Here is a 24141-nt window from a genome sequence, read left to right on the forward strand (position 1 = left end):
GAGCTGTATGAATGGACAATCAAGAGATTGGTAAAAATATTGTTCAGTTACGAAAAAAACATGGATTGTCACAAAGGGAACTAGCCGAGCGCGCTGGTATTACCCACAGTGCAATCTCATCCATTGAAAATGGCAAAGTGAGCCCGTCGGTCAGCTCACTACAAAAAATCGTTAATGTATTTTCTTTATCGTTATCAGAGTTTTTCACTTTTGAACAACCTTCGAACGATGAAGTGAAAGTAGTCATCAAGCCGTCAGATCTTGTGGAAATCGGGAGCGAGACGGTGTCCATGAAACTGGTAACGAATGGCGACAAAGATCAAGTTATCGGATTCTTGATCGAGGAATACGCACCTTATGGAACCACTGGTGCGGCAGAAATCAAACACGAAGGCGAAGAGATTGGCACCGTATTAGAGGGTGAAATCACTCTGGAATATAAAGGGCAATCTCATGTCATAACAGCGGGCGAGTCGTACATTATTGATACGACGAAGCCCCATCGATTTACAAATCACACAGACAAGGCTTGTCGAATGATAAGTGCGCATACGCCAACCACATTTTAGTGGGGGCTTGCCTTGTGTGATCACAAGGAGAGCGTATGAAAACCCAAGAGCAATGGATTGAACTAAAAAACAATCTAAACATCGAAAACAGGGCGTACATTAACGGTGAATACAGTGCCGCTTTAACAGGGCAAACCATCCCGGTAGTTAACCCAGCAACAGATGAGATATTCACCGAAATCGCCCGTTGCCAAAATGAAGATGTTGATCTCGCGGTTTCATACGCTCGCCAAGCATTTCAATCCGGTCAGTGGAGCGAGAGCAGCCCAGCTCATCGCAAAGCAGTGCTTAAACAGTTTGCTGACTTGATTGATCAAAACCAAGAAGAATTGGCTCTGCTAGAAACGCTTGATACTGGTAAACCTATCTCTCACAGCTTCTCAACCGATATTCCTGGCGCAGCAAACTCTTTACGCTGGTACGCAGAAGCGATCGACAAAGTGTACGGCGAAGTTGCCCCAACCGAAAAAGATGTACACGCTTTTATTTCTCATCAATCAATTGGTGTGGTTGCTGCGGTTGTACCGTGGAACTTTCCCCTTTGGCTTGCGTGCTGGAAGCTTGGTCCTGCTTTAGCCGCTGGTAACAGCGTGATTCTAAAACCGTCAGAAAAATCTTCTCTCACCGCGATATTTCTAGGTCAACTTGCTTCTCAAGCGGGATTACCAACAGGCGTTTTCCAAGTCGTTACGGGTTTTGGTCATGAAGCTGGCGACGCGTTGGCGAAACACCAAGACGTAGACTGCATCGCCTTCACAGGCTCGACGCGCATTGCAGGTCAACTGATGGTCAGATCGGGTGAGAGCAACCTAAAGCGTGTGTTTGCAGAAGCGGGCGGCAAGAACGCGAACATCGTGTTTGAAGATTGTGATGATTTAGACCGCGCAGCAGCAGACACCGCCGCAGGGTGTTTCTACAACCAAGGTGAGGTGTGCGTCGCGGCAACCCGCCTGCTTGTTCACGAAAGCATCAAAGAGCAGTTTATAGAAAAAGTTATTCAAGCGTCGAAAGCGTTCACGCCAAAAGACCCAATGGACCCAAGTTCATCAATGGGTGCGCTCATTGACCAAGATCATAAATCAAAAGTGTTGGAATACATCTCGTTAGGTGAATCAGAAGGTGCAAACGTACGTTGTGGCGGCGATGTCGATGGGCAGGGCGCATTTGTTTCCCCAACCATTTTAGACAACGTCGACAACAAGATGCGTGTCGCTCAAGAGGAAATTTTTGGTCCGGTGCTGTGTGTCATTCCATTCAAAGACGAAGCGCAAGCAATTGAGATCGCTAACGATTCGAAGTACGGCTTAGGCGCGGCACTCTGGAGTAGCAATATCAACCGCGTTCATCGCGTAGCAAAACGACTGCAAGCTGGCTCGGTTTGGGTCAACAACTATAACGAAGGTGACATGACGGTTCCATTTGGTGGATTCAAAATGAGCGGAAACGGTCGAGACAAGTCTCTCCACGCGATTGAAAAATTCACCGAAACCAAAACCACTTGGATTCGCCTCCATCCTTAAGCCTGCTGACGATTACGATAAATAAAGGAATAGTTCTATGAACAAGCATACGGATTCGTTCTACGCGCACTCTGTGCCAAACATGCCGGAATACCCACAGTTGCAAAACGACATCGAGTGCGATGTGTGTGTAGTCGGTGCGGGATTTTCTGGTCTTTCTTCTGCACTACACCTTGCAGAAAAAGGTTTTAAAGTCGTTGTGCTAGAAAGCGCAAAAGTGGGCTTTGGGGCAACTGGTCGTAACGGTGGCCAAATCGTTAATAGCTACAGCCGAGATGTTGACGTGATTGAAAGCCGTTACGACCAAAACCAAGCTAAAGCTCTGTGCGATATGATTTTTGAAGGCGGCGATATCATCCGTGGTCTGATCGACAAATATGATATCAACTGTGATTACAAGCAAGGTGGCTTGTTCACGGCACTGAACAGTAAACAACTCAAAGGGCTAGAAGAACATAAGAAGAACTGGGAGCGTTACGGCAACGACCAACTGACTCTGCTTGACGCAGGAGAGGTAGAACAAGCGGTAGGGACGAAAGTGTACACTGGCGGTTTGCTGGATATGCGCGGTGGTCATATTCATCCGCTGAAACTGGCATTAGGTGAAGCCGCTGCGTTCATTTCTCTAGGTGGTCAAATCTTTGAGCAGTCGGCGGTCGTGTCGATTGACAAAGGGATTAACCCAGTAGTCAAAACGGCGCAAGGCAGCGTGAAGAGCAAGTACGTGGTACTGGCAGGTAACGCCTACCTTGGTGGTTTGGCACCAAACATCAGCAACAAAGCGATCCCGTGCGGCACACAAGTGGTGGCGACTCAGCCTTTGAGTGATGAGCAGCTCAAACAAGTGCTGACCAGTGACTACTGTGTTGAAGACTGTAACTACTTGCTTGACTACTTCCGCTTAACTGCCGACAAGCGTTTGTTGTTCGGAGGTGGCGTAGTTTACGGTGCACGTGACCCAGAAAACATCGAATCACTGATCCGTCCGAAGATGGAAAAAGTTTTCCCACAATTGAAAGGCATCAAGATTGATTACACCTGGACGGGTAACTTCTTGCTGACTTACTCACGCATGCCGCAATTTGGCTCGTTTGCAGACAACATTTACTACCTACAAGGCTACAGCGGTCACGGTGTAACGTGTACTCACCTAGCAGGCAAGTTGCTGGCTGAAACCTTGACTGGACACGCTGAACGTTTCGACGCGTTTGCTGCACTGAAACATTACTCCTTCCCGGGTGGCCGCCACTTCCAAATTCCGTTTACGGCAATGGGCGCGGCTTACTACAACCTACGTGACAAACTGGCGATTTAAGAGATAAGGAATATCCAATGAGCAAAGTGGTGAAATTTGCAGCCCTTCAACTGACGAAAAGCTGGGATCTGGAAGATAACCTAGCCAAAGCAAAAAAGGCGATTCGTGAAGCAGCACAAAACGGTGCGAACGTGATTCTTCCGCAAGAGCTGTTCGCTGCGCCTTACTTCTGCAAAAAACAGGAAGCAAAGTATTTCGAGCTTGCAGAAGAAACGGAGAATTGTCGTCTTATTAAAGAGATGAGTGCGTTGGCTAAAGAGCTCGGCGTCGTTATTCCAGTCAGTTACTTTGAAAAAGCGGGCAACACGTTTTTTAACTCGCTAGTGATGATTGATGCCGATGGTACGGTACTAGATAACTACCGCAAGTCACACATTCCTGATGGCCCGGGCTACAGCGAAAAGTACTATTTTAGCCCTGGCGATACCGGTTTCAAAGTGTGGCAAACCAAGTTCGGTAAGTTCGGTGCTGGCATTTGTTGGGACCAATGGTTCCCAGAGCTTGCGCGCAGCTTGGCTCTGCACGGCGCGGAAGCGATTTTTTACCCAACTGCAATCGGTTCTGAGCCTCAAGATCCGACACTGGATTCACGTGACCACTGGCAACGTACAATGCAAGGTCACTCGGCAGCAAACCTCGTTCCAGTGATTGCGTCAAACCGAGTGGGCACTGAAGTCGATGATGGTATCGAGACGACGTTCTACGGCTCTTCTTTTATCACTGACCACACTGGTGCAAAAATTGCCGAAGCACCGCGTCAAGGTGAAACCATCATTTACGCAGAAATCGACCTAGCTACGACAGCGAAAGCGCGTCACGCGTGGGGCTTGTTCCGCGACCGTCGTCCAGACCTTTACACCAGCGTTGGCAAACTAGCCGTTTAAAGAGGCGTTAAAATGAAGTTATCGACAACACCAGCGCAAGATGGCTTCTATTTTCCGGCTGAGTTTCAGCCGGTTAGTGAAGTTTGGCTAGCGTGGCCAGAAAGGAAAGACAATTGGCGTGATGACGCATTACCCGCGCAAGAAACCTTCGCCAGAATCGCGAACTTAATCGCGGAAGTGACCAAAGTGTGTGTGGCGGTGTGCTCGCACAACTTTGACCGAGCGCGTCAAATGCTTCACTCAGATGTACGTTTGGTGGAAATCCCATTTAACGATGCGTGGATGCGAGACATCGGGCCGACCGTGCTTGTTAACCAAGCGGGCGAGCGCCGTGGGATTAGTTGGCAATTCAACGCGTGGGGCGGCGAATACAACGGCCTTTACGACAACTGGCAGCAGGACGATCTTGTCGCTGGTTCGGTGTGCGACATCATCGGTATTGATCATTACCGCGCTCCGTTTGTACTTGAAGGTGGGGCGATTCACACCGATGGTGAAGGCACGCTTTACACCACAGAAGAGTGCTTACTCAGCCCAGGACGTAATCCGCAGTTGAGCAAAGCGCAAATCGAAGAGCAGTTAAAGGCGTACCTCGGTATCGAAAAAGTCATTTGGTTGCCAAATGGTTTATTCAATGACGAAACAGACGGCCATATCGACAACCTGATGCACGTTATCGCACCGGGTAAAGTGGTACTAAGTTGGACCGATGACCCAAGCGATCCGCAATACGCGTTATCTCGTCAAGCGGAACAAGTACTGAAATCGCAGCAAGATGCGAAAGGACGCGAGATTGAAATTGTCCGTTTGCCATTACCGGGTCCGTTGCATTACAGCGAGCGCGAAGCCAATGGCATTGACGCCAGTTCAGGAATGAGTCGACAAGCTGGCGAACGCCTAAGTGCCTCTTATGCGAACTTTCTTATCGTCAACGAGCATGTGTTCTTGCCGATGCTGGACGAAGAGACCGACGCTATGGCGATCGATATTTTGCAAAACGCGATGCCGGAATACCAAATCATCGCGATACCGTCGAGAGAGGTTCTACTCGGCGGAGGGAACATTCACTGTATTACGCAGCAGATCCCTGCTTAAACATAAACTCGCCGCTGGCTTAGCGGCGATGATGAGTTGTCAAAAGGAATGACCATGCAACAGATACAAAACCAAAGCCTTGTTTCGTTTATGGTAGCGAATCCACAACAGGGCATTGCAGTGACTAATCCGGCGACCGGAGAACTCCTCGGGTACGCACCAGTCTCAACCGAAAACGACATTTTAAATGGCATTGAACGTGCCAGTGTGGCGCAGAAAGAGTGGGCGGCACTGCCAGCAAAAACTCGCGCTGGCATGCTCAATCGTTGGTTCCAACTTCTGTTAGAAAACAAAGCCGACCTTGGCCGCTTAATGACGTTAGAGCAAGGTAAGCCGCTGGCTGAAGCTCAAGGTGAAGTTCTTTACGGCGCGAGCTTTATCGAATGGTTTGCTGAAGAAGCGAAACGTACCTACGGTGAGACGATTCCTGCGCCAAGTGCAGACAAGCGTTTGGTGACCATCAAACAGCCAATTGGAGTTGCCTGTGCGATTACGCCTTGGAACTTCCCAATCGCGATGATCACGCGCAAAGCAGCGCCAGCTTTAGCGGCAGGCTGTAGCTTTGTCGTAAAACCATCTGAATCTACGCCGCTGTCTGCGTTTGCGGTTGCAGAGCTCGCCTACCAAGCAGGCATCCCACGCGATGTGCTGCAAGTGGTTCTGGGTGAAAATTCACGTCAGGTAGGCGCTATTTTCACTTCGCATCCGTTGATTCGTAAGTTGTCTTTCACTGGCTCTACCCAAGTTGGTAGTGTGCTGATGCAGCAAAGCGCGGCTGACATAAAACGTACCTCAATGGAGTTAGGTGGCAACGCGCCATTTATCGTATTCGATGATGCGGATATTGATGCAGCCGTAGCGGGCGCGATGGCGTCGAAATTCCGTAACGCAGGTCAAACGTGTGTGTGTGCGAACCGTTTCTACGTACACAGCAAAGTGTATGACGAGTTCATTGTTAAGTTCGACGCTGCGGTTCAACAACTCAAAGTCGGTAACGGCTTAGAAGAGGGCGTGAACATCGGTCCTGTGATCAGCGAATCGGCAAAGCAAGGCATTCAAGCGCTTATCGACGGTGCTATTGAGCAAGGCGCGAAGCCAGTTTCAGAACTTAAAAAGCTCGATGGTCTATTTATGCAGCCAGTGGTTCTCAAAGACGTTACTCACGACATGAAGATTGTCTCTGAGGAAATCTTTGGCCCTGTCGCGCCAGTGATTCGTTTTGACAGTGACGCACAGCTGACCGAAATGGCGAACGACACCATTTACGGTCTTGCGTCGTACTTCTACAGCCAAAACATCCACCGTGTTTGGAAAATCGCAGAAGCGCTCGAATACGGCATGGTCGGCATTAACGAAGGCATGATTTCTACTGAAGTCGCTCCTTTCGGTGGCGTTAAGCAGTCCGGCATCGGACGCGAAGGAGCAAAACAAGGTATCGATGAATACATGGACGTGAAATATCTCTGCTTTGGCGGCAACTAATTAAGGACAAGACAATGACAAACCAACAACTACACGCAAGAAGAAGCCAAGTTATCGCTCAAGGCATGGGCGCACTGTACCCACTTTACGTCGAGAAAGCAGAAAACGCTTACGTATGGGATATCGAAGGCAACAAATACATCGACTTTGCAGCGGGCATCGCGGTAACTAACACCGGGCATTCTCACAAACGTATCAGTGAAGCGGTAAAAGCTCAGTTGGATAACTTCTCGCACACGTGTGCGATGGTTACCCCGTATGCGTCATTCGTTGAGCTGGCAGAAAAGCTGACAGAACTTGCACCAGGAGAGACTAAGAAGAAAGCGATCTTTCTAACCACTGGCGCCGAGGCGGTCGAAAACGCAGTGAAAGTAGCGCGCGCTCATACTGGTCGTAGCGGCGTGATAGCGTTCAAAGGCGGCTTTCACGGTCGCACAAATATGACGATGGGGTTAACCGGTAAAGTTGCGCCATATAAAGCAGGCTTTGGTCCTTTCCCGAATGAAATCTACCACGCGCCATACCCAAATGCGTTCCACGGCATCAGCGTTGAGCAAAGCTTACAAGCGATCGACGACCTATTTGCTTGCGATATCGAACCTTCACGCGTTGCGGCGATCATCTTCGAGCCAGTGCAAGGTGAGGGCGGCTTCTACAAAGCACCTGAAACGTTTGCACAAGGCTTGCGTCAGCTGTGTGATAAGCACGGTATCATGCTGATTGCCGATGAAATCCAAACGGGTTTTGCTCGTACCGGTAAAATGTTTGCCACAGAATACCTAGGCATTGAACCAGACCTAATGACAATGGCGAAAGGCATTGCTGGTGGCTTCCCAATCTCAGCGGTAGTTGGGAAAGCGGATGTGATGGACTCTGCACTGCCTGGAGGTTTAGGTGGTACTTATGCAGGCTCGCCACTTGGTTGTGTTGCTGGTCTTGAAGTGCTGAAAATCATCGAAGAAGAAGATTTGTGTGCTAAAGCGATGGGCATCGGTGAAGTGGTCAATGCTCGTATGACTAAACTGCAACAGTCTGTGCCTGCTATCGGTGAAATCCGTACTACAGGTGCGATGATGGCGATTGAGTTTACTGATCCAGAATCAGGCAAACCACTACAAGAGATGACCAAATCGGTGATTTCTAAAGCGCAAGAAAATGGTCTTATCCTGCTTTCTTGTGGAGTAAAAGCGAACGTGATTCGTCTGTTACCTCCACTGACCATCGAATCTGACGTGCTAAATGAAGGCCTAGATAAGTTGGAAAAAGTGATTCTTGAAGTGGCGTAATTCACGCACTTTTAAATAGCAATAACAAATAAAGGAAGCGGTTGGCATCAATCGTTTCCTTTTTGTTTTTTAGCGTATCTGCTGCCTATCTAAAAAGTATTGCTCAAGCTCCAAGTCGTCACTTTTATTACGGATGACTTAACAATTGGGCTCGTTCTTACTTTCCACTTATTCGCTACTCTGTTCCCCTCGAATGTGGTTTGGTGCTCACATTCTAAATCCCGACATCTGAAAGCCACTTGAGCCTATCATTTTATTGAGCGTCATTCCTCACTTTTTGGACTATAAAAATGAGATAGTATTCATATCCCACTTAGGTTGCTTGACAGATTAGCAGGACGAACTTTGATAACAAAGAATACAAGGTATGCCACTTTACTCGGCTTAGTTCCCATCGCCATATTTGTAGTGGCCTTTCATTCGATAACCAACTTTTACGTCAACTCGGTAAAAGCGTCGAAAATAGATGCTTACGTAGATTATTTAAATCAAAGGTCTGCCTATTTGGACGGAGCAATAGTGAAGCAGATTGCTCAGTTAGATTTTACTTGTAGTGATAGTGATGTAAGAACTTTACGCGACCCACGTTTTTATAACCGTTACATTCGTTTTATTGCGATGACCACAGAAGGCGGTAAAAAGTGTTCCACGGTTGGTAGTGAAGTGTCTCGCCCATCTAGTAGTGAACGATTTCAGATAGATGAAAACTTTTTCGCATCACTTATTTTGCCGCAACAGAATGACCAAATAGAGTGGATGGTCATTTATGATAATGAACACGTTGAAGTCTTCTGGGTGCTTGATAACAGTTGGGTTAACGAGGTAATAAAAACGCCTTGCAAAGACTGCCTATTTGTAGAGTTTAAGTATGATGAACCAATATTTGGTGATTTAACGATAAGCCGTGGCAAAGCGAATATTGCAGGAGAAGAAAACGCACTCTCAAAAGAGTTTTTCTTTTCAGGAGAGTCTCAAGCCAACATGCTCATAAAGATATACAGCGGTGAGAAACTTAAAAATTATGCTCAGGAAAGAGTACTTTTGTGGGGCGGTCTTGTAAGTGTGCTTGCTGGTCTTGCGACTGCCTTTGCATACATATCTGGTAAAAGCTTGAGAAAATCCATTACTGGTCTAATTGAAAATGGGATTAGTAATGCAGAATTTATTCCTTACTACCAGGCGATTGTCGATAGTCGCGATGGTAAGACAGTAGGATACGAAGCACTGATTCGATGGTCGCGGCGTGATGGAATGGTGCCACCAAATATGTTTATTGGTGCTGCAGAAGAAAGTGGCCTGATTATCCCGATGACCAATCAGCTTATTCGTAAAATCATACAAGACTTAAGTGACTTACCCGAGCATACGTGGGTCAGCATCAATATTGTTTCCTCCCATTTAGAGTCAGGCGTATTAACGAAGTTGCTGTCGGAGTTAAATTGGCCAATCTCGAATAGAATTCATTTTGAGTTGACCGAGAGAATACCAGTAAAAGACACTGAGGCCGCGAAAAAAGAGATTTTGTATTTAACGAATAAAGGCTACAAGTTCAAAATTGACGATTTTGGTACCGGATATGGTGGCTTTTCTTACCTACAAGATTTGGGCATCCGATGTTTAAAAGTGGATAAGATGTTTATTGATCCAATAGGATCTGACGACCAAAAATTGAAAGTGCTGGACTCAATTGTGTCTGCAGCGAACAAAGCGGAATGTGAGATGATTGCAGAAGGTGTAGAGAGCCAGGCTCAAGTCGAATATCTGGCTCAGCATGCGATTTACCTTATTCAAGGTTATGTTTACGCTAAACCAGAGCCCCTGACTAACCTTGCAAGCGCTTAATAGCCATAACGTCATAACATCCCGCTTTAAAGGTGCCAGTTTCCTAGGTTAGCGCTGATTTCTGCTGGTAGGCTCACACTTGAGGATTCCTAACACTCTCATTACTCCTAGAGTGTTAGGAATTAACGTTACTTAGGAGGAGAGTGCGGCTCTTTTCGTTTTGATTGACGTAATGAGCTGAGGTAGTAATGACATTACGATCATTCCCAGCATTAAGCTGTATTGCAGAGGAGTGAACGTTTCCCCCAATAGCAGTAGGCCCGAAACAATGCCTGCGACTGGGTTTGCAATACCACCAAAGGTAAAATCTACGACCGACATCCGCTGTAATAACCATACATACATGCCATACCCTAATGCGGTGTTCAGAATAATTACCCACAGTAACCCTAGAATATTCGTCATGGATACGTCCTGAACGACTGTAACATATGGCTCTGGATTGTTTATCGCCAGCACACTTGTTGCGATAGACATAATCACGCCACCCAAAATGAGCTGCCATGTTAGCACTGTCCACCAGTGCATTTTTGTACCTAGTGACTTTGTTACGCTACTTCCTATCACGATGCACATAATGGCGGAGATCATCGCAAGTAAGCCCACGGGTTCGAGAGAAATAGAGCTAGGATCAAATAAGAACCAAGCTAAAGCAATCAAAGTTGCGCCGCTTATCGCTTGAATGCCACTAGGCTGACGTTTGTAGACCGCCCAACCAAACAGCATCGCAAAAACGGGGACCGAAACCATACCAACACCAGAGATGGCAGAAGGAAGCGTCAACGCCATGACAAAAATGAGACCAAAGAAGCAAGCGATGTTGATGGTTCCTAAAACAAGCAGCACCTTCCACTCACTTCTTTTTGGAAACGAGGGCTTTATTGCCAGCAACAAAAGACCCGCAGGCAGTGCCCTTAGAGCGCCAAGTAAAACGGGAGGCCAGTCCGGTAGAGTAAACTGAGTAACAGCGTAAGTCGTCCCCCAAAAAAAGGCAGGAATCATCGCAAGTAAAATGTTCATGTTAAATATCTTTATGTAGAGATAATTAAATGTAACGATATCGGCAAGGTGGCTTTTTGTAAAGTATCTTTATGTTAAAATAAAAAACATATGATGTTTGGAGAGAAATAATGGATGCAATTGATAGAGTGGTAGAGCAGTGGGCTAGGGAGAAGCCAGACCTCGACACTGAACCGATGGCAATAATGGGTCGACTAATGCGAATTGCAAAACACATGGAATCTAGGGTCGCCGAGCTACATAAGAAGTACGATCTGAAAATGGGTGAATTTGATGTGTTAGCGACACTGCGTCGAGCTGGTTCACCATATTGTCTTACTCCCTCAGCGTTAATAGAGTCGATGATGCTCACTTCGGGTGCGATGACTAATCGCTTAGATAAACTAGAGAAGAAAGGGTTTATTACCAGAACCCATAGTAAAGAAGACCGACGTAGCGTCACCGTTGAACTAACAGAGCAAGGCTTAACCTTAATTGACAAGCTAATTTTGGAGCATGTAGACGTTCAGCAATCGTTATTGCATGGTTTAGAAGGCAATGAAAAAGCGCAGGTTAACCAGGCGTTAAAATTGCTATTGCCACAATTTGAATGAGAACGCAGAAGGAGGTAGGGGATATGAAAAGCAAAGAACTAGAACAATACTTAAGTACCTTCATGTGTGCAGAAAGCGATTTCCCATTTGGGCCTGAAGCGGTTGTTTACAAAATCAAAGGCAAGATGTTTGCCATCATTGCAGAGAGAAACGGTCGGGAGTATGTCAGCGTAAAAGTAAAACCAGAAGATGGAGAAGTCTTAACGTCGCAGTTTACGGACATTATCCCGGGTTATCACTTAAATAAGCGTCATTGGATAACGGTTTATTTTAACGGTGATGTCGAGGATGGGTTGATTCAAGACTTGTGTGAACGCTCTTATGCTCTTGTCGTTGCCAAGCTGCCGAAAGCACAACGAGCGTTGCTTGGTGAGTAATCGGCAACGCACTGGCCTCTGTTGTTTTGTCGCTCGTTGCTCGTAGCCTTTACGGAAAAATTCGCACCTTTTTCATCCTCGGGCTATATAAGAATAAGAAGGTGGAAAAGGGGAATGATATGCGAGCATTATCTGAATGGCTAAAAGAATACGGGGAGAGTCACCAAAACCCTATCAACCAAAAGATTCACACAATCGCAGTTCCAGGTATCTACATTTCTGTGGTTGGACTTATTTGGTCGATTCCCCAGATTTCATTATTAGGCTTCGAACTTAATTGGGTTTGGGTAGCAGTGATCCCCACTTGGGTTTTCTATTTTCGTTTGTCTCTGAGCGTATTCATGATGATGATCGGCTACACATTAGCGTGCATTGGCCTTATTTGGTCTCTAGAGGTATTGATGTTGCCCGTTCTGCATATTTCTATGCTCTTGTTTGGTGTATTGTGGATATTGCAATTTATCGGTCACAAGATTGAAGGTAAAAAACCGTCGTTTTTTGAGGATTTACAGTTTCTACTCATCGGCCCGATTTGGGTGTTCAGAAAACACTAGCGATAAGCAAAATCAGGCATCATCCGAATTACACAAGACATATAACGTTCAGAGATTATGTAGCTCTTACTACAGAATACATCTCCTTCTTATTGCCACGACAAGCATTCACTTTAGATACGCACTATGATTAAAGAGGTGCCAACGCACTTTACGCTATCGAGATGCTTAAACTTACGGCAAGTTTACTTTAGGGGGATGAATGTACGATCGACAATATAAGTATGCCTATTGGAGAGAAGAGCGTAAAAAAGGCAAATGGCACTATATATTAAAGTCCTTCTTTATGATTTGTTGTGCATTACTGCTTGGTAAAGTCATCGGTTTGTTCATTTTGGGAGAGCTGCATTCTTTAAGCGACATTTGGGAACAACTCCCTGCGGATGTTTTTATTATGATGCTCGTGGGCTTTCCAATTAGTGTCCTTGGTTGGTACCACGAAGAGTCAAAGTTTTTCCGGGCACTGCGACGCAAAGAAAAGCGGTTAAAAGACAATCAAAACAAACCGAAATAGAGTAACCTTTGTCTATGTTTGGATTGCCACTTATCTATCTGAACTGTTCGATTTTACCCCTTTCAGTCGTTTAGCGTTTAGTTACGTGTTGCAAAAAGCCTTCTTAATGCAACAGCCCCTAGCGTTGTGGAAATTGGTACTGTAAGAAACATTAAAAAACGAAGTTGAGCATTAGCGTATAAAGGCTCGCACTGTCATCCTTTGGGGCTGATGAAAACGCGCCAGAGCTATTATTGTAGGCGTTGAACCTTTGCCATTCTGCGTTTAGGGAAACGTTGTAATCTAGGTCGTATCTCAATCCGAGTAAGAAACTGTCTCCACTTTTTTTATCCCGACTATTAAACTGCTGACCGTAAACAATATAAGGAGTCAACTTTTTTACATTATAACTTGTTGTCGCGTACCAAGATGAGGAAAGATTGCTGGTCTGTCCTTCTGCCATAATCACAATGTTATCGAGCTCGTATCTTAACCCTAGAGAAAACAGATCGATCGTGTTGTTTTTTTCTGTTTCAACTAGACGGTCAATGATTGTGGTTCCGCCACCGGGAGTGGACTGCTCAATGTTAGAGAGCGTCGTTGTTTGATCATAATCGCCGTGGAGGTAGGAAAAATTCCAACGATAGCTCTCTCCGCTTAGCGTTAAGTTCATCCCTGCAGTGTTGTTTGACTCAATTTCCAATTCAGTACGTTCATTGATGGTTACGTCACTATTGTCTTTAAACCCGACAAACGGCATGGCGGTAAGTACGACTTGCTCATTAAGGTCATGAATCCAGCGTGCAGATAGGCCGTTATAAGCCGTGATACCTAGAATGCTGTCATATACCTCATTCGGTGGGCGGGCTTGGGTAAAAGCGTGACCGACATAGTTGTACTCAGACATCAAAAACAGTGGCAGTCTTAAGCGTCCTCCTCTTATTTCTATGTTTTTATAGGTATAAGCCAAATACGCCCACTCGAGCTGAGGCGAGCTCCAATGGTCTTGCGGGCGCTTTACGACTTGTGCGGATGCCCGAAATGCCTTGTGAAAATAATCGAGCTGCATGCCGAAAGTGGTATCGCAATCGAAACAAGATTCATCGCCAATAAAGCGGTTAACTAGTACCGTAGTTGGGTTATCGGATTTTGCCCACGAAGTAGAGCCAAAACCACTTAAAGAAAGTTGTTCTGTTAGTTCAATCGTGGCTGAGCTCGGAAAGGTCGCGATACTCAGCGATAACATGGTTAAATATTTTTTCATATCAATTCTCCGAGCTAACCACACATAAAACATGAGCATTACTAGGGACGCTCGATGTTGGGGCATAACCAATTCTATTCGGCTTCTCTTGCATCCATGCTATGAGGTCATCAATGCTGGAGCGTGCAATCACTTTTGGCGGTCTAGCTTTACCTGAAAAAGACAAGCTTGCCCAATGCGCGTTCATTTGCGCTAAATTTTTGTTGAGAAGATAACGATAGAACTCAGCTCTTTCTGTTGATGTCGCAGGCCAGTCAGAGAGTTCAATTCGCTGGCCTTGTAAAAGTTGCGTCTTCCCTCTGTACAACTTTCGCGCTTTATTGACAGTGAGCGGAGAGAATTCGTCATTAAATGAGAAAACGGCGTAGCTCTCTGCAGCGAGAGCTTGGCAATTTAATGAAAGAAGGGCAATCAGAATAAACAGATAGCGTTTTATGTAACGCAAAGGAAAAGCAACGCGAGAATGATTTCTACTCATAGAATCCACCTACATTGCTTGTTCAATTTGATACAACAGTTTTTCTTTGCGCACAGGCTTTGGTACGTAGGCATCCATTCCTGAATCAAAGCAGCGTTGAATATCATCATCAACGACGCTTGCTGTTAATGCGATAATGGGCGTCTTAGCTAATCCTTTACTCGCTTCATAAGCTCTAATTTGCCTAGAAGCTTCAAACCCATCCATTATGGGCATCATGCAATCCATCAAAATAACATCAAACTTTCCATCTTTTTGGAACATTTCGACTGCAATTTGACCGTTTTCTGCGACTTCGAATTGATAGCCTGCTTTAGATAGCAATAGAGAAGCCACTTTCTGGTTCACTCTATTATCTTCGACAAGCAAGATGCGTTCGGAGCGAATAGGCGTTACCGTTGCTTCTGGTTGCTCAGAACTTGCAGGTAGTTCATGAGTTTTATCGGGGGTGGTGTTCTCTTGGTGTGGTTCAGCAGGCGTCGTGTTGGAAACGCGTAACCCTATTGCCTTATCTAACTTCTCTTTAAGCAACCCTGCTTTAAACGGTTTGGGCACATAGTCATCCATTCCAACGTCAAAGCATTTTTGTATATCGTCATCGACCACACTTGCCGTTAGAGCAATAATCGGAATTCTGAAAGCGCGTTTTTCTTTTACTTCTATTTGACGAATTATTTGGGTGGCTTCAAATCCATCCATTACGGGCATCATGCAGTCCATTAAAATTAGGCTGTACTGATTCTGTTGAAATTTCTCAACCGCTTCTTGTCCGTTTACTGCGACATCAAAGTCGAAGCCAGCTTTTGTGACGTGTAGCCCCGCGATTTTTTGATTGACCGTATTGTCATCAACGACCAAAACTTTCGGCAGAGATTTAACATGTTGCGCTGAAGTGCTCTCTTGTTGTGCGTGCGAGAAATTTGCCGCACAACTTTCAAGTGCTTTAATTAAGCGCTGCCCTAGTAGTGGCTGAGTGACCAAGGCGCTGATATTGTTTCTAAAGTCGAATTGTGGGCTATGAAGGTGCTTGATGAGGCAGACACGAATGTTTCGTTTACAAAGGCTTTCTATCTCATCGATATGCATCGCCGCTGCATTTGGTGATCCTTCTACATGAATAACGATAACGCGCTCGTTATCAATCCACGTTGGCAACGCACTTAAGGTATCTACTGACTGCGTTATATTGATGTTGAAAAAACTTAACTCGTTACGCAGTTTTTGTTCTAGTTGAGTACTGCTGCATACAATCCATATGTCGTTGTGATTCAGAGCGTGATAAGCGTTAAACTCTTGCGTCACAACAGGAGCAGTTAGTTCAAAGAAGAAGCGACTGCCTTTACCTTTCTCGGATTCAAGTTGAATTTCTCCACCCATTAGCTCAACTAATTGCGTGCTAATGGCAAGCCCAAGTCCAGTTCCCCCAAATTGTCGGGTAGTAGAGTTATCCTCTTGGGCAAATGGAGCAAATATTTTCTTTTGCTGCTGGGCATCAATACCAATCCCAGAATCTTTAACGGAAAACTCGATGACCGCTTCACCATTTTTTATTTCGCGGGTGATGACCGATAGCTCTACACTGCCTTGTTCGGTAAATTTTACCGCGTTAGACATGAAGTTCATGACAACTTGGCGTATACGATGGTCATCCAACATTACGTGGTAAGGCGTGTTACGGCTAATGTTGACTTGCACATCGATGCCTTTTTCCTTTGCTTTCGGTGAAATGATAGAAGCAATGTCATAGATAGACTCTCGAACACAAGTTGAATGTGGGCTAATGAGCAACATCCCAGATTCAATTTTTGAGAAGTCTAGAACGTCATTAATTAAACTCAAAAGCAGTTGGGAGGAGGTTTCAATCGTGTCGACGTAATCGCGTTGTGTGGCAGTCAGGGAAGTATCGGATAACACTTCAGAGATGCCAATAACGCCATTTAGCGGCGTGCGGATCTCGTGGGACATGTTGGCCAAAAAGCTACTTTTGGCTTTACTCGCCTTAATTGCATCATCTTTTGCTTGTTCTGCATCTTCTTTAGCTTGTGTGAGCTTTAGTCTGGACAACATCCGCTCATCACTAAGCTTTTTTACCTCTCGAGCAAACTTACTCAGCTCGTCTTTACCCTTTATTAGTTGAGCAAGAGGTGAATTTTCAGTGTTACTTTGTTCATTGCTTTCGTTACTGAGAAATTTGAGGACTAGATTCAAGTTTCCAGTAACTTTTCGCACCAATCTTAGCGTTAAACTTACGACCAACAGCGTTAAAAGGCTCATCATTGCGATAAAGGTAAAGCGGTGCTGTGTCGTCGTGTTGATTGTCTTTGATATATCATCACTCAGCTGTTGTTCCATTTTGTCGTCAACACTTTGTAATAACGATAAGCGTTTGTTGAGTGCAGATAACCCCGCATCAATCTCATCCGGGGTTAATGATTTGAGTTGAGCTGGTTGCAATAAATAAGCACGAAACTCTTGGCTTTTGATAAAGACTTCACCCGTAAACGTCTCAATGAGCAGATCTACTTGTTGTTGGTTGGCATTTAGCGTCACAAAACGCTCTAGAAATAGTTGTTGGTTCTGGATTAAAGATTGGATAGAAGCCTGTGTTGTGAGGTCGTACTCGTTATTTTCCTCTGAAGATCGAATCAAATATTCGCTTAATCTATGCTCTTCAGTAGACCAAAACATCAACCATTCAAGTTGCATCAAAGAAGAAAGGTGAGTGTTTGTTTCATAACTCACATTTCTAAAATAGACTTTGTCTAAGCTCATGAGGATTTCTTTGAACGTATCAGCGCGCCACTCTGCCGCATCTAACTTTTCTTCTTGATTTTGCGAAGAGAGCATCGAGAGGGTTGCTTCCTCAAAGCTTGTCAACTGGTTTAGTATCTCAGCGTTTTCACCGAATACTGGTGCTGCAGTGTCGCGTAACAATTGAGATATCTGCTGAGTTTTTAGTTGCTTATCTATTACATCAGGGTTATTCGGTAGGTGATAAAGCGAAGATACGCGGTCGATGTAGACAGAGAATAACTGTGCTTTTTGTAGTTCCTGAGCCTGGATAGAAAGGCTTTGTACATGTTTACCCGCGAGGACAAGCAACAATAAAATTGGCAGCAAAACCAACCCAAATAGCTTTTGTTTTACCGACAGGTTGTTCCAAGAAAAGATTCCTACCACGCGCATTTCCATATCCAAGAAGTTGATATGAAAAGTGTAGTTTATTTATCTCAGATGTTAGATTTTAAGAGAAAATTCATATTAATGAGGTGGGGGAAGTGTGACCGATATTGCATTACGAGTACTAACGCGCTAAGCGGCAATAGTTAACAAAACGGCGTTCTAAGCAAAGTGATTGACGCTTTGAGCGCCACTCCCTCGTTGGTATTCAAATGCAATCAATTCCTCAGCAGGTACAGGCCTACCTAAGAAAAAGCCTTGTACGACGTCACAGTGGAGAGACTCCATTCGTGTGAGTTGAGTTTGAGTTTCTACGCCTTCGGCTACTACTTTCATTCTTAGGTTGTGAGCCATGGATACAATCGCGCGAACTAATGAATCGTCTTGATCGCTTTTTCGGATTTGAGCGATAAATGAACGATCAATCTTGAGCCCGTCAAAAGCCATATGTTGTAGGTAGGCAAGGGCTGAATACCCCGTACCAAAGTCATCTAGCCAAACTTCCACTCCGATACTTTGTAGTTTTTTAAGCACATATTGAGCTTTCTCTGTATCATCAATAAAAAGTGACTCTGTCACTTCAACATGAATGGTTTGAGGGGCGACATCATGTCGTCGTAAATACTTAGAAAATAATTGACTTAAATCTTGGCGATAGATTTGTCTTGGGGACAAGTTTAATGCGATGTGAAAATCAGTACCGAAATGTTCTGCCCACATTGCCCGCTGAGCAACTGCCGTCTCAATGATATGTTCTCCAAGCTCCAATATTAAATCACTTTGCTCTGCGATCGGGATAAACGATTCTGGACTGATATAGCCTTTCTCGGGATGATTCCACCTAACCAATGCTTCGACCCCAATTAGGTGATAGGTTTTTAGATCAAATTGTGGTTGATACCACAGCTCGAATTGAGACAAGTCACGTACTGAACGACGCAGTTCTCGTTCTATGTATAAACGTTGTTTAATCGTTTCATCAAACGTGGAATCGTATATCGTCATAATGTCTTTACCGCGTCTTTTAGATTCCTGCGCCGCAAGAGAGGAAAGCTGTAAAAGAGACTCAGCGTTTGAACCAAATTCTGGATACACAGCAATTCCGAGGCTTGCCGTAATTTGAATATCGTTCTCTTCCAAACTAAAGGGAGAGAGTAGTTGGCGATGTATATCGTTCGCTTTTTCTCTAGCTTCATGATTGTCCGAGCACGGAAAGGCCAGTACAAATTCATCCGCACCTACTCGACTTACGATGGTAGAAAGGCGGTAAAGCGGCTTAAAATAACTCGGCAAACGGCCTTGAAGCTCTGAGGCAAGATGGCCTAGCAATTTATCCCCAATGTTATGTCCATAGTTATCGTTAATGTGCTTAAAGTCATCCAAGTCAATAAACACAACCGCGAGTGAGGGGGATTTGTGGTCAGTTATTTGCGTTTGAATATCAATGAGTAACTTTTCTCGGTTTGGCAGGGAAGTCAGAATATCGTGGTACGCCATGAACTCAACTCGGCTGGTGTATCGGTTCACTTTGTTTGACATTTTGTTGTACGCCGAAATAAGTTCTCCCACTTCATCTTTGCTTTGTATGTCGGTGACTGGCAGCGCTTGGGTATTTGACTCTGAAAATTGATCTTTTAGTTGCTTGAGTGGTTTAGTTAACGACCGCCCCAAAGCATAAGCGATGATGCTACCGAATAGAACGGATATCCCACTGATCGTTAGCAGCAAGTTAAACATCTTCTGTTTATCGTTTGAGGTAATCGCTTGGACTTGTTCAATATTCTGTTCTTTCTCTTCCAGTAGATGTATCAAGTTAAGCTCAAGATACACCGCCCCAAGAGTAATGTTTGATTGCTGAATCGGCGCTGCGATCTCCAACTGATGCTTGGAAAAGGAAACGAGAGTTCTAGATTCTTCTATTGCTTTCAAAATAAAAGGAGAGCGGTAATGAGGTTGGGCAAACATCCTTAGCTGAGTAGTGCCGTCGTGAAAGATTAGCCCTTCATTGTCAACAACATGTATTTTCGAGACATCTGGCTGGCTCAATGTTGCCTTAATTTGCTCATACGCTTGACTGATATTGTCTGTATAGAGTGGATCAAAAAGCTGTTTTGATAATAGCTCTGCATAAACCAACCCTTTTTGCTTAACGTAAGATTCTGTTTTTTCTTGAGAGTTGTTCGTGATTTGTTGAGTTAAGCTATTTGAATACGCATCGTAACCGTGCATGTATAGCGCAAGATTTATCACCACAACAAACAAGACAACGAACATTGTCGAGCAAATGTATTTGGTTTCGAGTGAGAGCTTTTGAAACATCAATCCACCTTCGGTAACAAGTGAACTGACTTGCGCACTGTACTTAAGGAGGCTCGCATTTCTGGAGTAAGCGCGCTGAATTTTTTGGTGTTCTGAAACTTTTTAAGTGCGAGAGAGCCTTCGTGAGTTGTATCCATATCAAGCAGTATGGACGTGATTTTACGCTGTTGCTCTAGGCTCATGCTTGGAGAAGCGAGAATCAAATCCCTGGGTATTTCAACAGAACGAGAAAAAATCGCTAGTTTGTCTTTCATGTTCTCTGGCAAATCTTTGGGATTGTTCCAGTTGAAGTTACTGAATGCTCCAGCTGCAACTCTCTGTTTATATACCCATACAGATAGGTTGATTTCATTTGACTGAGCGAGTTGCTCATCAAGGAATAAATAACCAATGCTGTCTTTGGCCGGTTTGTCATCAGGAGAGGGAAGGTATTGCAGTTTTTCTCCGTGGTTCAGCAATGTAATCGCAGGTAGGTAATAGCTGCTGGTAGACGTGCGCTTTTCGAAAACAAGCGTTTTTCCGCGCAGGTCAGAAAGTGACTCAATGCCACTCTCTTTATTAGTAAAGAACACCGTATGATATTTTTGTAGGCCTTTTTTCCATCGTATAGCAAGAACTTGGCTATTAGACTCCTTTTCTAAGGTCATCGCATTAAAGGGGGTCGCCGTTGCAATTTGAACGGTGCCATTTTCAAGCGCAACCGCGAGCTGACGATAATTTTTAAATACCTTTACCGCCCCTTTTGCGTAACCATATTCAGCCATATTTTCAGTTACATACTGAGTAAGGGGCGTCGCTTTTTTGATTTTGCTTTGGGCTTTATTGGACACAATGCCAAATGTGAATGTTTTCTCAATATTTTCTTGTGCACTGACGACAAAAGGTGAACTCAGCAAAGTGAGTAATAACAGAGTGCAGGCAGGTTTCATCCGGCTTCAACTTCCTTCTGGTGCATGTCAGTAATATTTAGTATTTATCAATGTGCCGAAATCAATCTTAAAAACAGTATGATGTACAAATTTCGTTGTGTGCGCACTTTTTATAATGTGACTTGGTCACTTATTCCGTTCAAATAGTACCGAATTTGACGTTTATGTACAGGATGAATGTATCACCGTGAGTCTGAATTCACTGGATTCTTGGTCAAGCGCTGTATTGGCTGTGAGCTAATGCGCCTTATGTATCGCTATTTTGTACTAAGAAAATTTTTCCAATTGTTTTTGATACTTTTTCTCGAGAGCTTCATTGCCTGCTGCACGTTCAAGTTGAATCATGAGTTGCAAAGAGGGCTTCTTCACGCCATACATTTGATTGAATCTCATTAATCGAATTCTAGCTTCAGTATAATCACCGCTATCAATTTCTATTTTAGCGAGTTGCAAAATCGATTTTGGTCTATGAGGGTCATGATCGATAGCTCTAGTAAAGTAGTATCTCGCTTTGTCTTTATCTTGTGATTTTAGCGCACAAAAAGCTGCATTCTCATAGCTTGCTGGAATAAGGTAGTAATAAGGCTGCTCAATGGCTCGATTAAACATCTGATCGGCTTTTTCGAAGTCACCTCGCTTGCAAAGAAAAGTACCGTAGTTATTGAGCACATTTCCGTTTTTAGTGTGTTGGCGTAGAGAGCGTTTATACATCTGTTCGGCTTTAATATCTTCACCAACCGTTTCGTAGTAGTGAGCCATAGATAATTGCGCGCGATAGTATTGAGGTGCGTGGTTTAAGGCTTGTTGTAAGTTATCATGCGCGCGAATCATGTTACCGCCGTCTAAATAACCTAAGCCAAGTGCGATACGTGATTCTGCCATTGCCACAGGATCGGCTTTAACGACAGGGCTTCCATCTTCTTTCACCGTCACGCAACCCACGAGTGCAAACTGAGACAATAATATTAGTGCACCGAGCTTTGCTGTTTTCATTCTTTATCCCTACATCCCTGAATCTTTCTGCATGATATGAATTACTTAGCAAAAACCTATTGAGGAAAAAACACTATGCGATCAGGTTTGCAAACTGTTATGAAAAAGCCGCCATATGGCGGCTTGGTTCACATATTACATTTCGGTAATGATGAGTGCTTTGTTTGCTTATTTTGAAGCTAATCGTCTTTAGTGAAAGCATCTTCACTGAAGTGATCGAGATCGTACGGTGTTTGCTGATAAACACAGTAGTTCAGCCAGTTTAAAAAGAGGAGGTGTCCATGGCTTCTCCAGCTTGCAATTGGCGGGTTATCTGGGTTGTTGTTTGGGTAATAGTTGACAGGAATAGCGGGCTCCATACCTTCGCTTAAATCTCGGATATATTCATTATGTAAAGTGTGGGAATCATACTCAGGGTGTCCTGTGACAAAGACATTTCGTTTGTCTTTTGTGGTGGCCAAGTACACACCTGCGACATCCGATGTCGCTAAAATGTCTAAGTCAGTATGCTCTTCTAGAAAGTGAGGCGAAAAATCTGCGTAACGCGAGTGAGGAGCCAAAAACGTGTCATCAAATCCGCGTAAGATAGGGTGAAACTGATGATGGATTTGATGATGATACACGCCTGAAAGTTTTTCTTTACGCGTTTTTTTAGGTAGATCGTAGAGTAGCTTTAACCCTGCTTGCGCAGCCCAGCAAACATAAAGAGTGGATGTCACATGATCTTTTGCCCACTCCATGATGGTTTTGAGATGATCCCAATAAATGACATCTTCAAATTGCACCAAACCTAATGGAGCCCCAGTAATGATCATGCCATCGAAGTTTTTATCTCGCACCATTTCAAATTGGCGATAAAACGTGTCTAAATGTTCAGTTGGCGTATTTTTACTCGGGCGGTTATCAATGCGCAGTAATTCGACGTTAACCTGTAGTGGGCTGTTTGAGAGTAGACGCAGAAACTGAGTTTCAGTTTCTATTTTTTTTGGCATCAGATTAAGGATCAGCACTCTTAAAGGACGTATTTCCTGACTCGCTGCACGCGTTTCACTCATCACGAAGATGTTTTCTGTCCTTAATACATCGGTAGCTGGTAATTGATCTGGAATTCTAATTGGCACGACTTTCTCTCCCTAAGTATAGTCAATCTAGACGTCTATACTTCTAAAGCTAACTTAATTAAGTTTAGATGTCGATACGAAATCCGACTTTTCAATCTACTCTTTACATTATGGTAAACCGTACTCGGGGTTGTCACACAATTGTGACTAAAGCAGAGTTTCTGATGAGATAGGTTTGAAACGCAGTGTGTACTATTTGCTGGTAATTATGCGATCACGTTAATATGTGAAGGTGACTTCGTAGTAAGGAAGTCTCAAATTAATGAGCCATACTAAAAACAATCAGCTCACCATTTTGCATTAATGTGCATATTTGGAAACATCGTCAGTGGAGGACATTATGTTCGGTATTTTCAAGAGAAAGACAAAGATTCAGAGCATCGCTCAAGAAGTTCCTTGCGTGCTACTGCATTCGTTTGGTGATAAAGACATTTATACGCCGGAAGAGATTGATCAAGCTCTTCAAAAGCTGGGTTATGATAAGAGCAAGGATATCAGTCATTATCAGTATGCGTATGGAATGTTTGCCGATGAAGCCTCTTACGAGCTCCTAGAACTAACGGATGAGCTAGGTAATTATGGTCATTTCCAACGTGAAGTAGGTAAGATGCTACTCAATACACCTGAGCCGATTGATATGCATATCTACTTTGAAATTTCTCGTCAGCACCAAAACGTCAGCCTTTCACCTGGTCATCAAAAAGTAAGCGAAAGTGATGGTGTGTAAACATCGTTAGTGGTATTCCATCGTGAGATGAGTTGGGTATAATGCGCGGCCTAATTATCCGGACATGTTGTCGGTTACATTTCTGTTGAGCGTTAATGCC

At 44.4% G+C, this 24141-nt stretch carries 21 protein-coding genes; 13 read left to right on the forward strand and 8 right to left on the reverse strand.

Annotated features, from left to right (window positions below; all coding sequences use genetic code 11):
• Positions 1-11: 11 nt before the first annotated feature.
• The 8 genes from puuR (at position 12) to R7040_RS01990 (ending at position 9993) form a co-directional block, all read left to right on the forward strand.
• Complete coding sequence (gene puuR, locus R7040_RS01955; protein ID WP_005377813.1) at positions 12-569, forward strand: HTH-type transcriptional regulator PuuR; 558 nt, start codon at positions 12-14, stop codon at positions 567-569.
• A 35-nt stretch (positions 570-604) separates the two neighbouring features.
• Entirely contained in the window at positions 605-2089 is a 1485-nt protein-coding gene (locus R7040_RS01960) for an aldehyde dehydrogenase (protein WP_053306913.1), read from the forward strand.
• Between the two features lie 37 nt (positions 2090-2126).
• The gene (locus R7040_RS01965; RefSeq protein WP_053303134.1) at positions 2127-3404 is read left to right on the forward strand and encodes an NAD(P)/FAD-dependent oxidoreductase; all 1278 of its coding nucleotides are present in this window, start codon (positions 2127-2129) and stop codon (positions 3402-3404) included.
• Positions 3405-3421: 17 nt separating this feature from the next.
• On the forward strand, positions 3422-4288 hold the full coding sequence (aguB, locus tag R7040_RS01970) for an N-carbamoylputrescine amidase (protein WP_047100674.1): 867 nt from the start codon (positions 3422-3424) through the stop codon (positions 4286-4288).
• A 12-nt stretch (positions 4289-4300) separates the two neighbouring features.
• A complete protein-coding gene (gene aguA / locus R7040_RS01975; protein WP_064353864.1) occupies positions 4301-5383 on the forward strand; it encodes an agmatine deiminase in 1083 nt (360 codons plus the stop codon).
• Between the two features lie 54 nt (positions 5384-5437).
• Entirely contained in the window at positions 5438-6865 is a 1428-nt protein-coding gene (locus R7040_RS01980) for an NAD-dependent succinate-semialdehyde dehydrogenase (RefSeq protein ID WP_064353865.1), read from the forward strand.
• A gap of 14 nt (positions 6866-6879) precedes the next feature.
• Positions 6880-8151: a 4-aminobutyrate--2-oxoglutarate transaminase gene (gabT, locus tag R7040_RS01985; RefSeq protein WP_318081188.1), complete on the forward strand. Its 1272-nt coding sequence runs from the start codon at positions 6880-6882 to the stop codon at positions 8149-8151.
• Positions 8152-8670: 519 nt separating this feature from the next.
• Positions 8671-9993: an EAL domain-containing protein gene (locus R7040_RS01990; protein ID WP_081248155.1), complete on the forward strand. Its 1323-nt coding sequence runs from the start codon at positions 8671-8673 to the stop codon at positions 9991-9993.
• A gap of 132 nt (positions 9994-10125) precedes the next feature.
• Here R7040_RS01990 and R7040_RS01995 read toward each other — a convergent pair whose 3' ends face one another.
• Positions 10126-11013 carry a DMT family transporter gene (locus tag R7040_RS01995; protein ID WP_064353868.1) on the reverse strand — a complete coding sequence of 296 codons (888 nt, stop codon included), beginning with the start codon at positions 11011-11013 and terminating at the stop codon, positions 10126-10128.
• A gap of 110 nt (positions 11014-11123) precedes the next feature.
• On the opposite strand from R7040_RS01995, the gene R7040_RS02000 reads away from it, so the two are divergent.
• The 4 genes from R7040_RS02000 (at position 11124) to R7040_RS02015 (ending at position 13051) form a co-directional block, all read left to right on the forward strand.
• Complete coding sequence (locus R7040_RS02000) at positions 11124-11606, forward strand: MarR family winged helix-turn-helix transcriptional regulator (protein WP_053350391.1); 483 nt, start codon at positions 11124-11126, stop codon at positions 11604-11606.
• A 23-nt stretch (positions 11607-11629) separates the two neighbouring features.
• The gene (locus tag R7040_RS02005) at positions 11630-11983 is read left to right on the forward strand and encodes an MmcQ/YjbR family DNA-binding protein (protein ID WP_005377801.1); all 354 of its coding nucleotides are present in this window, start codon (positions 11630-11632) and stop codon (positions 11981-11983) included.
• Between the two features lie 119 nt (positions 11984-12102).
• Positions 12103-12537: a DUF962 domain-containing protein gene (locus R7040_RS02010; protein WP_064353869.1), complete on the forward strand. Its 435-nt coding sequence runs from the start codon at positions 12103-12105 to the stop codon at positions 12535-12537.
• A gap of 202 nt (positions 12538-12739) precedes the next feature.
• Positions 12740-13051 (forward strand): hypothetical protein, encoded by a 312-nt coding sequence (locus tag R7040_RS02015; protein ID WP_318095325.1) that lies wholly within the window; start codon positions 12740-12742, stop codon positions 13049-13051.
• Positions 13052-13202: 151 nt separating this feature from the next.
• Here the strand turns inward: R7040_RS02015 and R7040_RS02020 are convergent, their stop codons facing one another.
• The 7 genes from R7040_RS02020 to metA all read right to left on the reverse strand — a co-directional run bounded on the left by R7040_RS02020 (position 13203) and on the right by metA (position 23314).
• The gene (locus R7040_RS02020) at positions 13203-14294 is read right to left on the reverse strand and encodes a hypothetical protein (RefSeq protein WP_064353870.1); all 1092 of its coding nucleotides are present in this window, start codon (positions 14292-14294) and stop codon (positions 13203-13205) included.
• A 1-nt stretch (position 14295) separates the two neighbouring features.
• Positions 14296-14772 (reverse strand): hypothetical protein, encoded by a 477-nt coding sequence (locus R7040_RS02025; protein WP_017633987.1) that lies wholly within the window; start codon positions 14770-14772, stop codon positions 14296-14298.
• Positions 14773-14781: 9 nt separating this feature from the next.
• Positions 14782-17958 carry a response regulator gene (locus tag R7040_RS02030; protein ID WP_081248156.1) on the reverse strand — a complete coding sequence of 1059 codons (3177 nt, stop codon included), beginning with the start codon at positions 17956-17958 and terminating at the stop codon, positions 14782-14784.
• 156 nt (positions 17959-18114) lie between these two features.
• The gene (locus tag R7040_RS02035) at positions 18115-20271 is read right to left on the reverse strand and encodes an EAL domain-containing protein (protein WP_318081190.1); all 2157 of its coding nucleotides are present in this window, start codon (positions 20269-20271) and stop codon (positions 18115-18117) included.
• Positions 20271-21200, reverse strand: coding sequence for a phosphate/phosphite/phosphonate ABC transporter substrate-binding protein (locus R7040_RS02040; RefSeq protein ID WP_005385723.1), 930 nt, complete (start codon positions 21198-21200; stop codon positions 20271-20273). Before R7040_RS02040 ends, R7040_RS02035 begins: the two co-directional genes overlap by 1 nt.
• A 267-nt stretch (positions 21201-21467) precedes the next feature.
• Complete coding sequence (pilW, locus tag R7040_RS02045; protein WP_017820928.1) at positions 21468-22193, reverse strand: type IV pilus biogenesis/stability protein PilW; 726 nt, start codon at positions 22191-22193, stop codon at positions 21468-21470.
• Between the two features lie 179 nt (positions 22194-22372).
• The gene (gene metA, locus R7040_RS02050) at positions 22373-23314 is read right to left on the reverse strand and encodes a homoserine O-acetyltransferase MetA (protein ID WP_005377792.1); all 942 of its coding nucleotides are present in this window, start codon (positions 23312-23314) and stop codon (positions 22373-22375) included.
• A 340-nt stretch (positions 23315-23654) separates the two neighbouring features.
• Between metA and R7040_RS02055 the strand changes: the two genes are divergently transcribed.
• A complete protein-coding gene (locus R7040_RS02055; protein WP_005377791.1) occupies positions 23655-24041 on the forward strand; it encodes a DUF6559 family protein in 387 nt (128 codons plus the stop codon).
• Positions 24042-24141 lie beyond the last annotated feature (100 nt).

Source organism: Vibrio sp. 1069, from assembly GCF_033340555.1.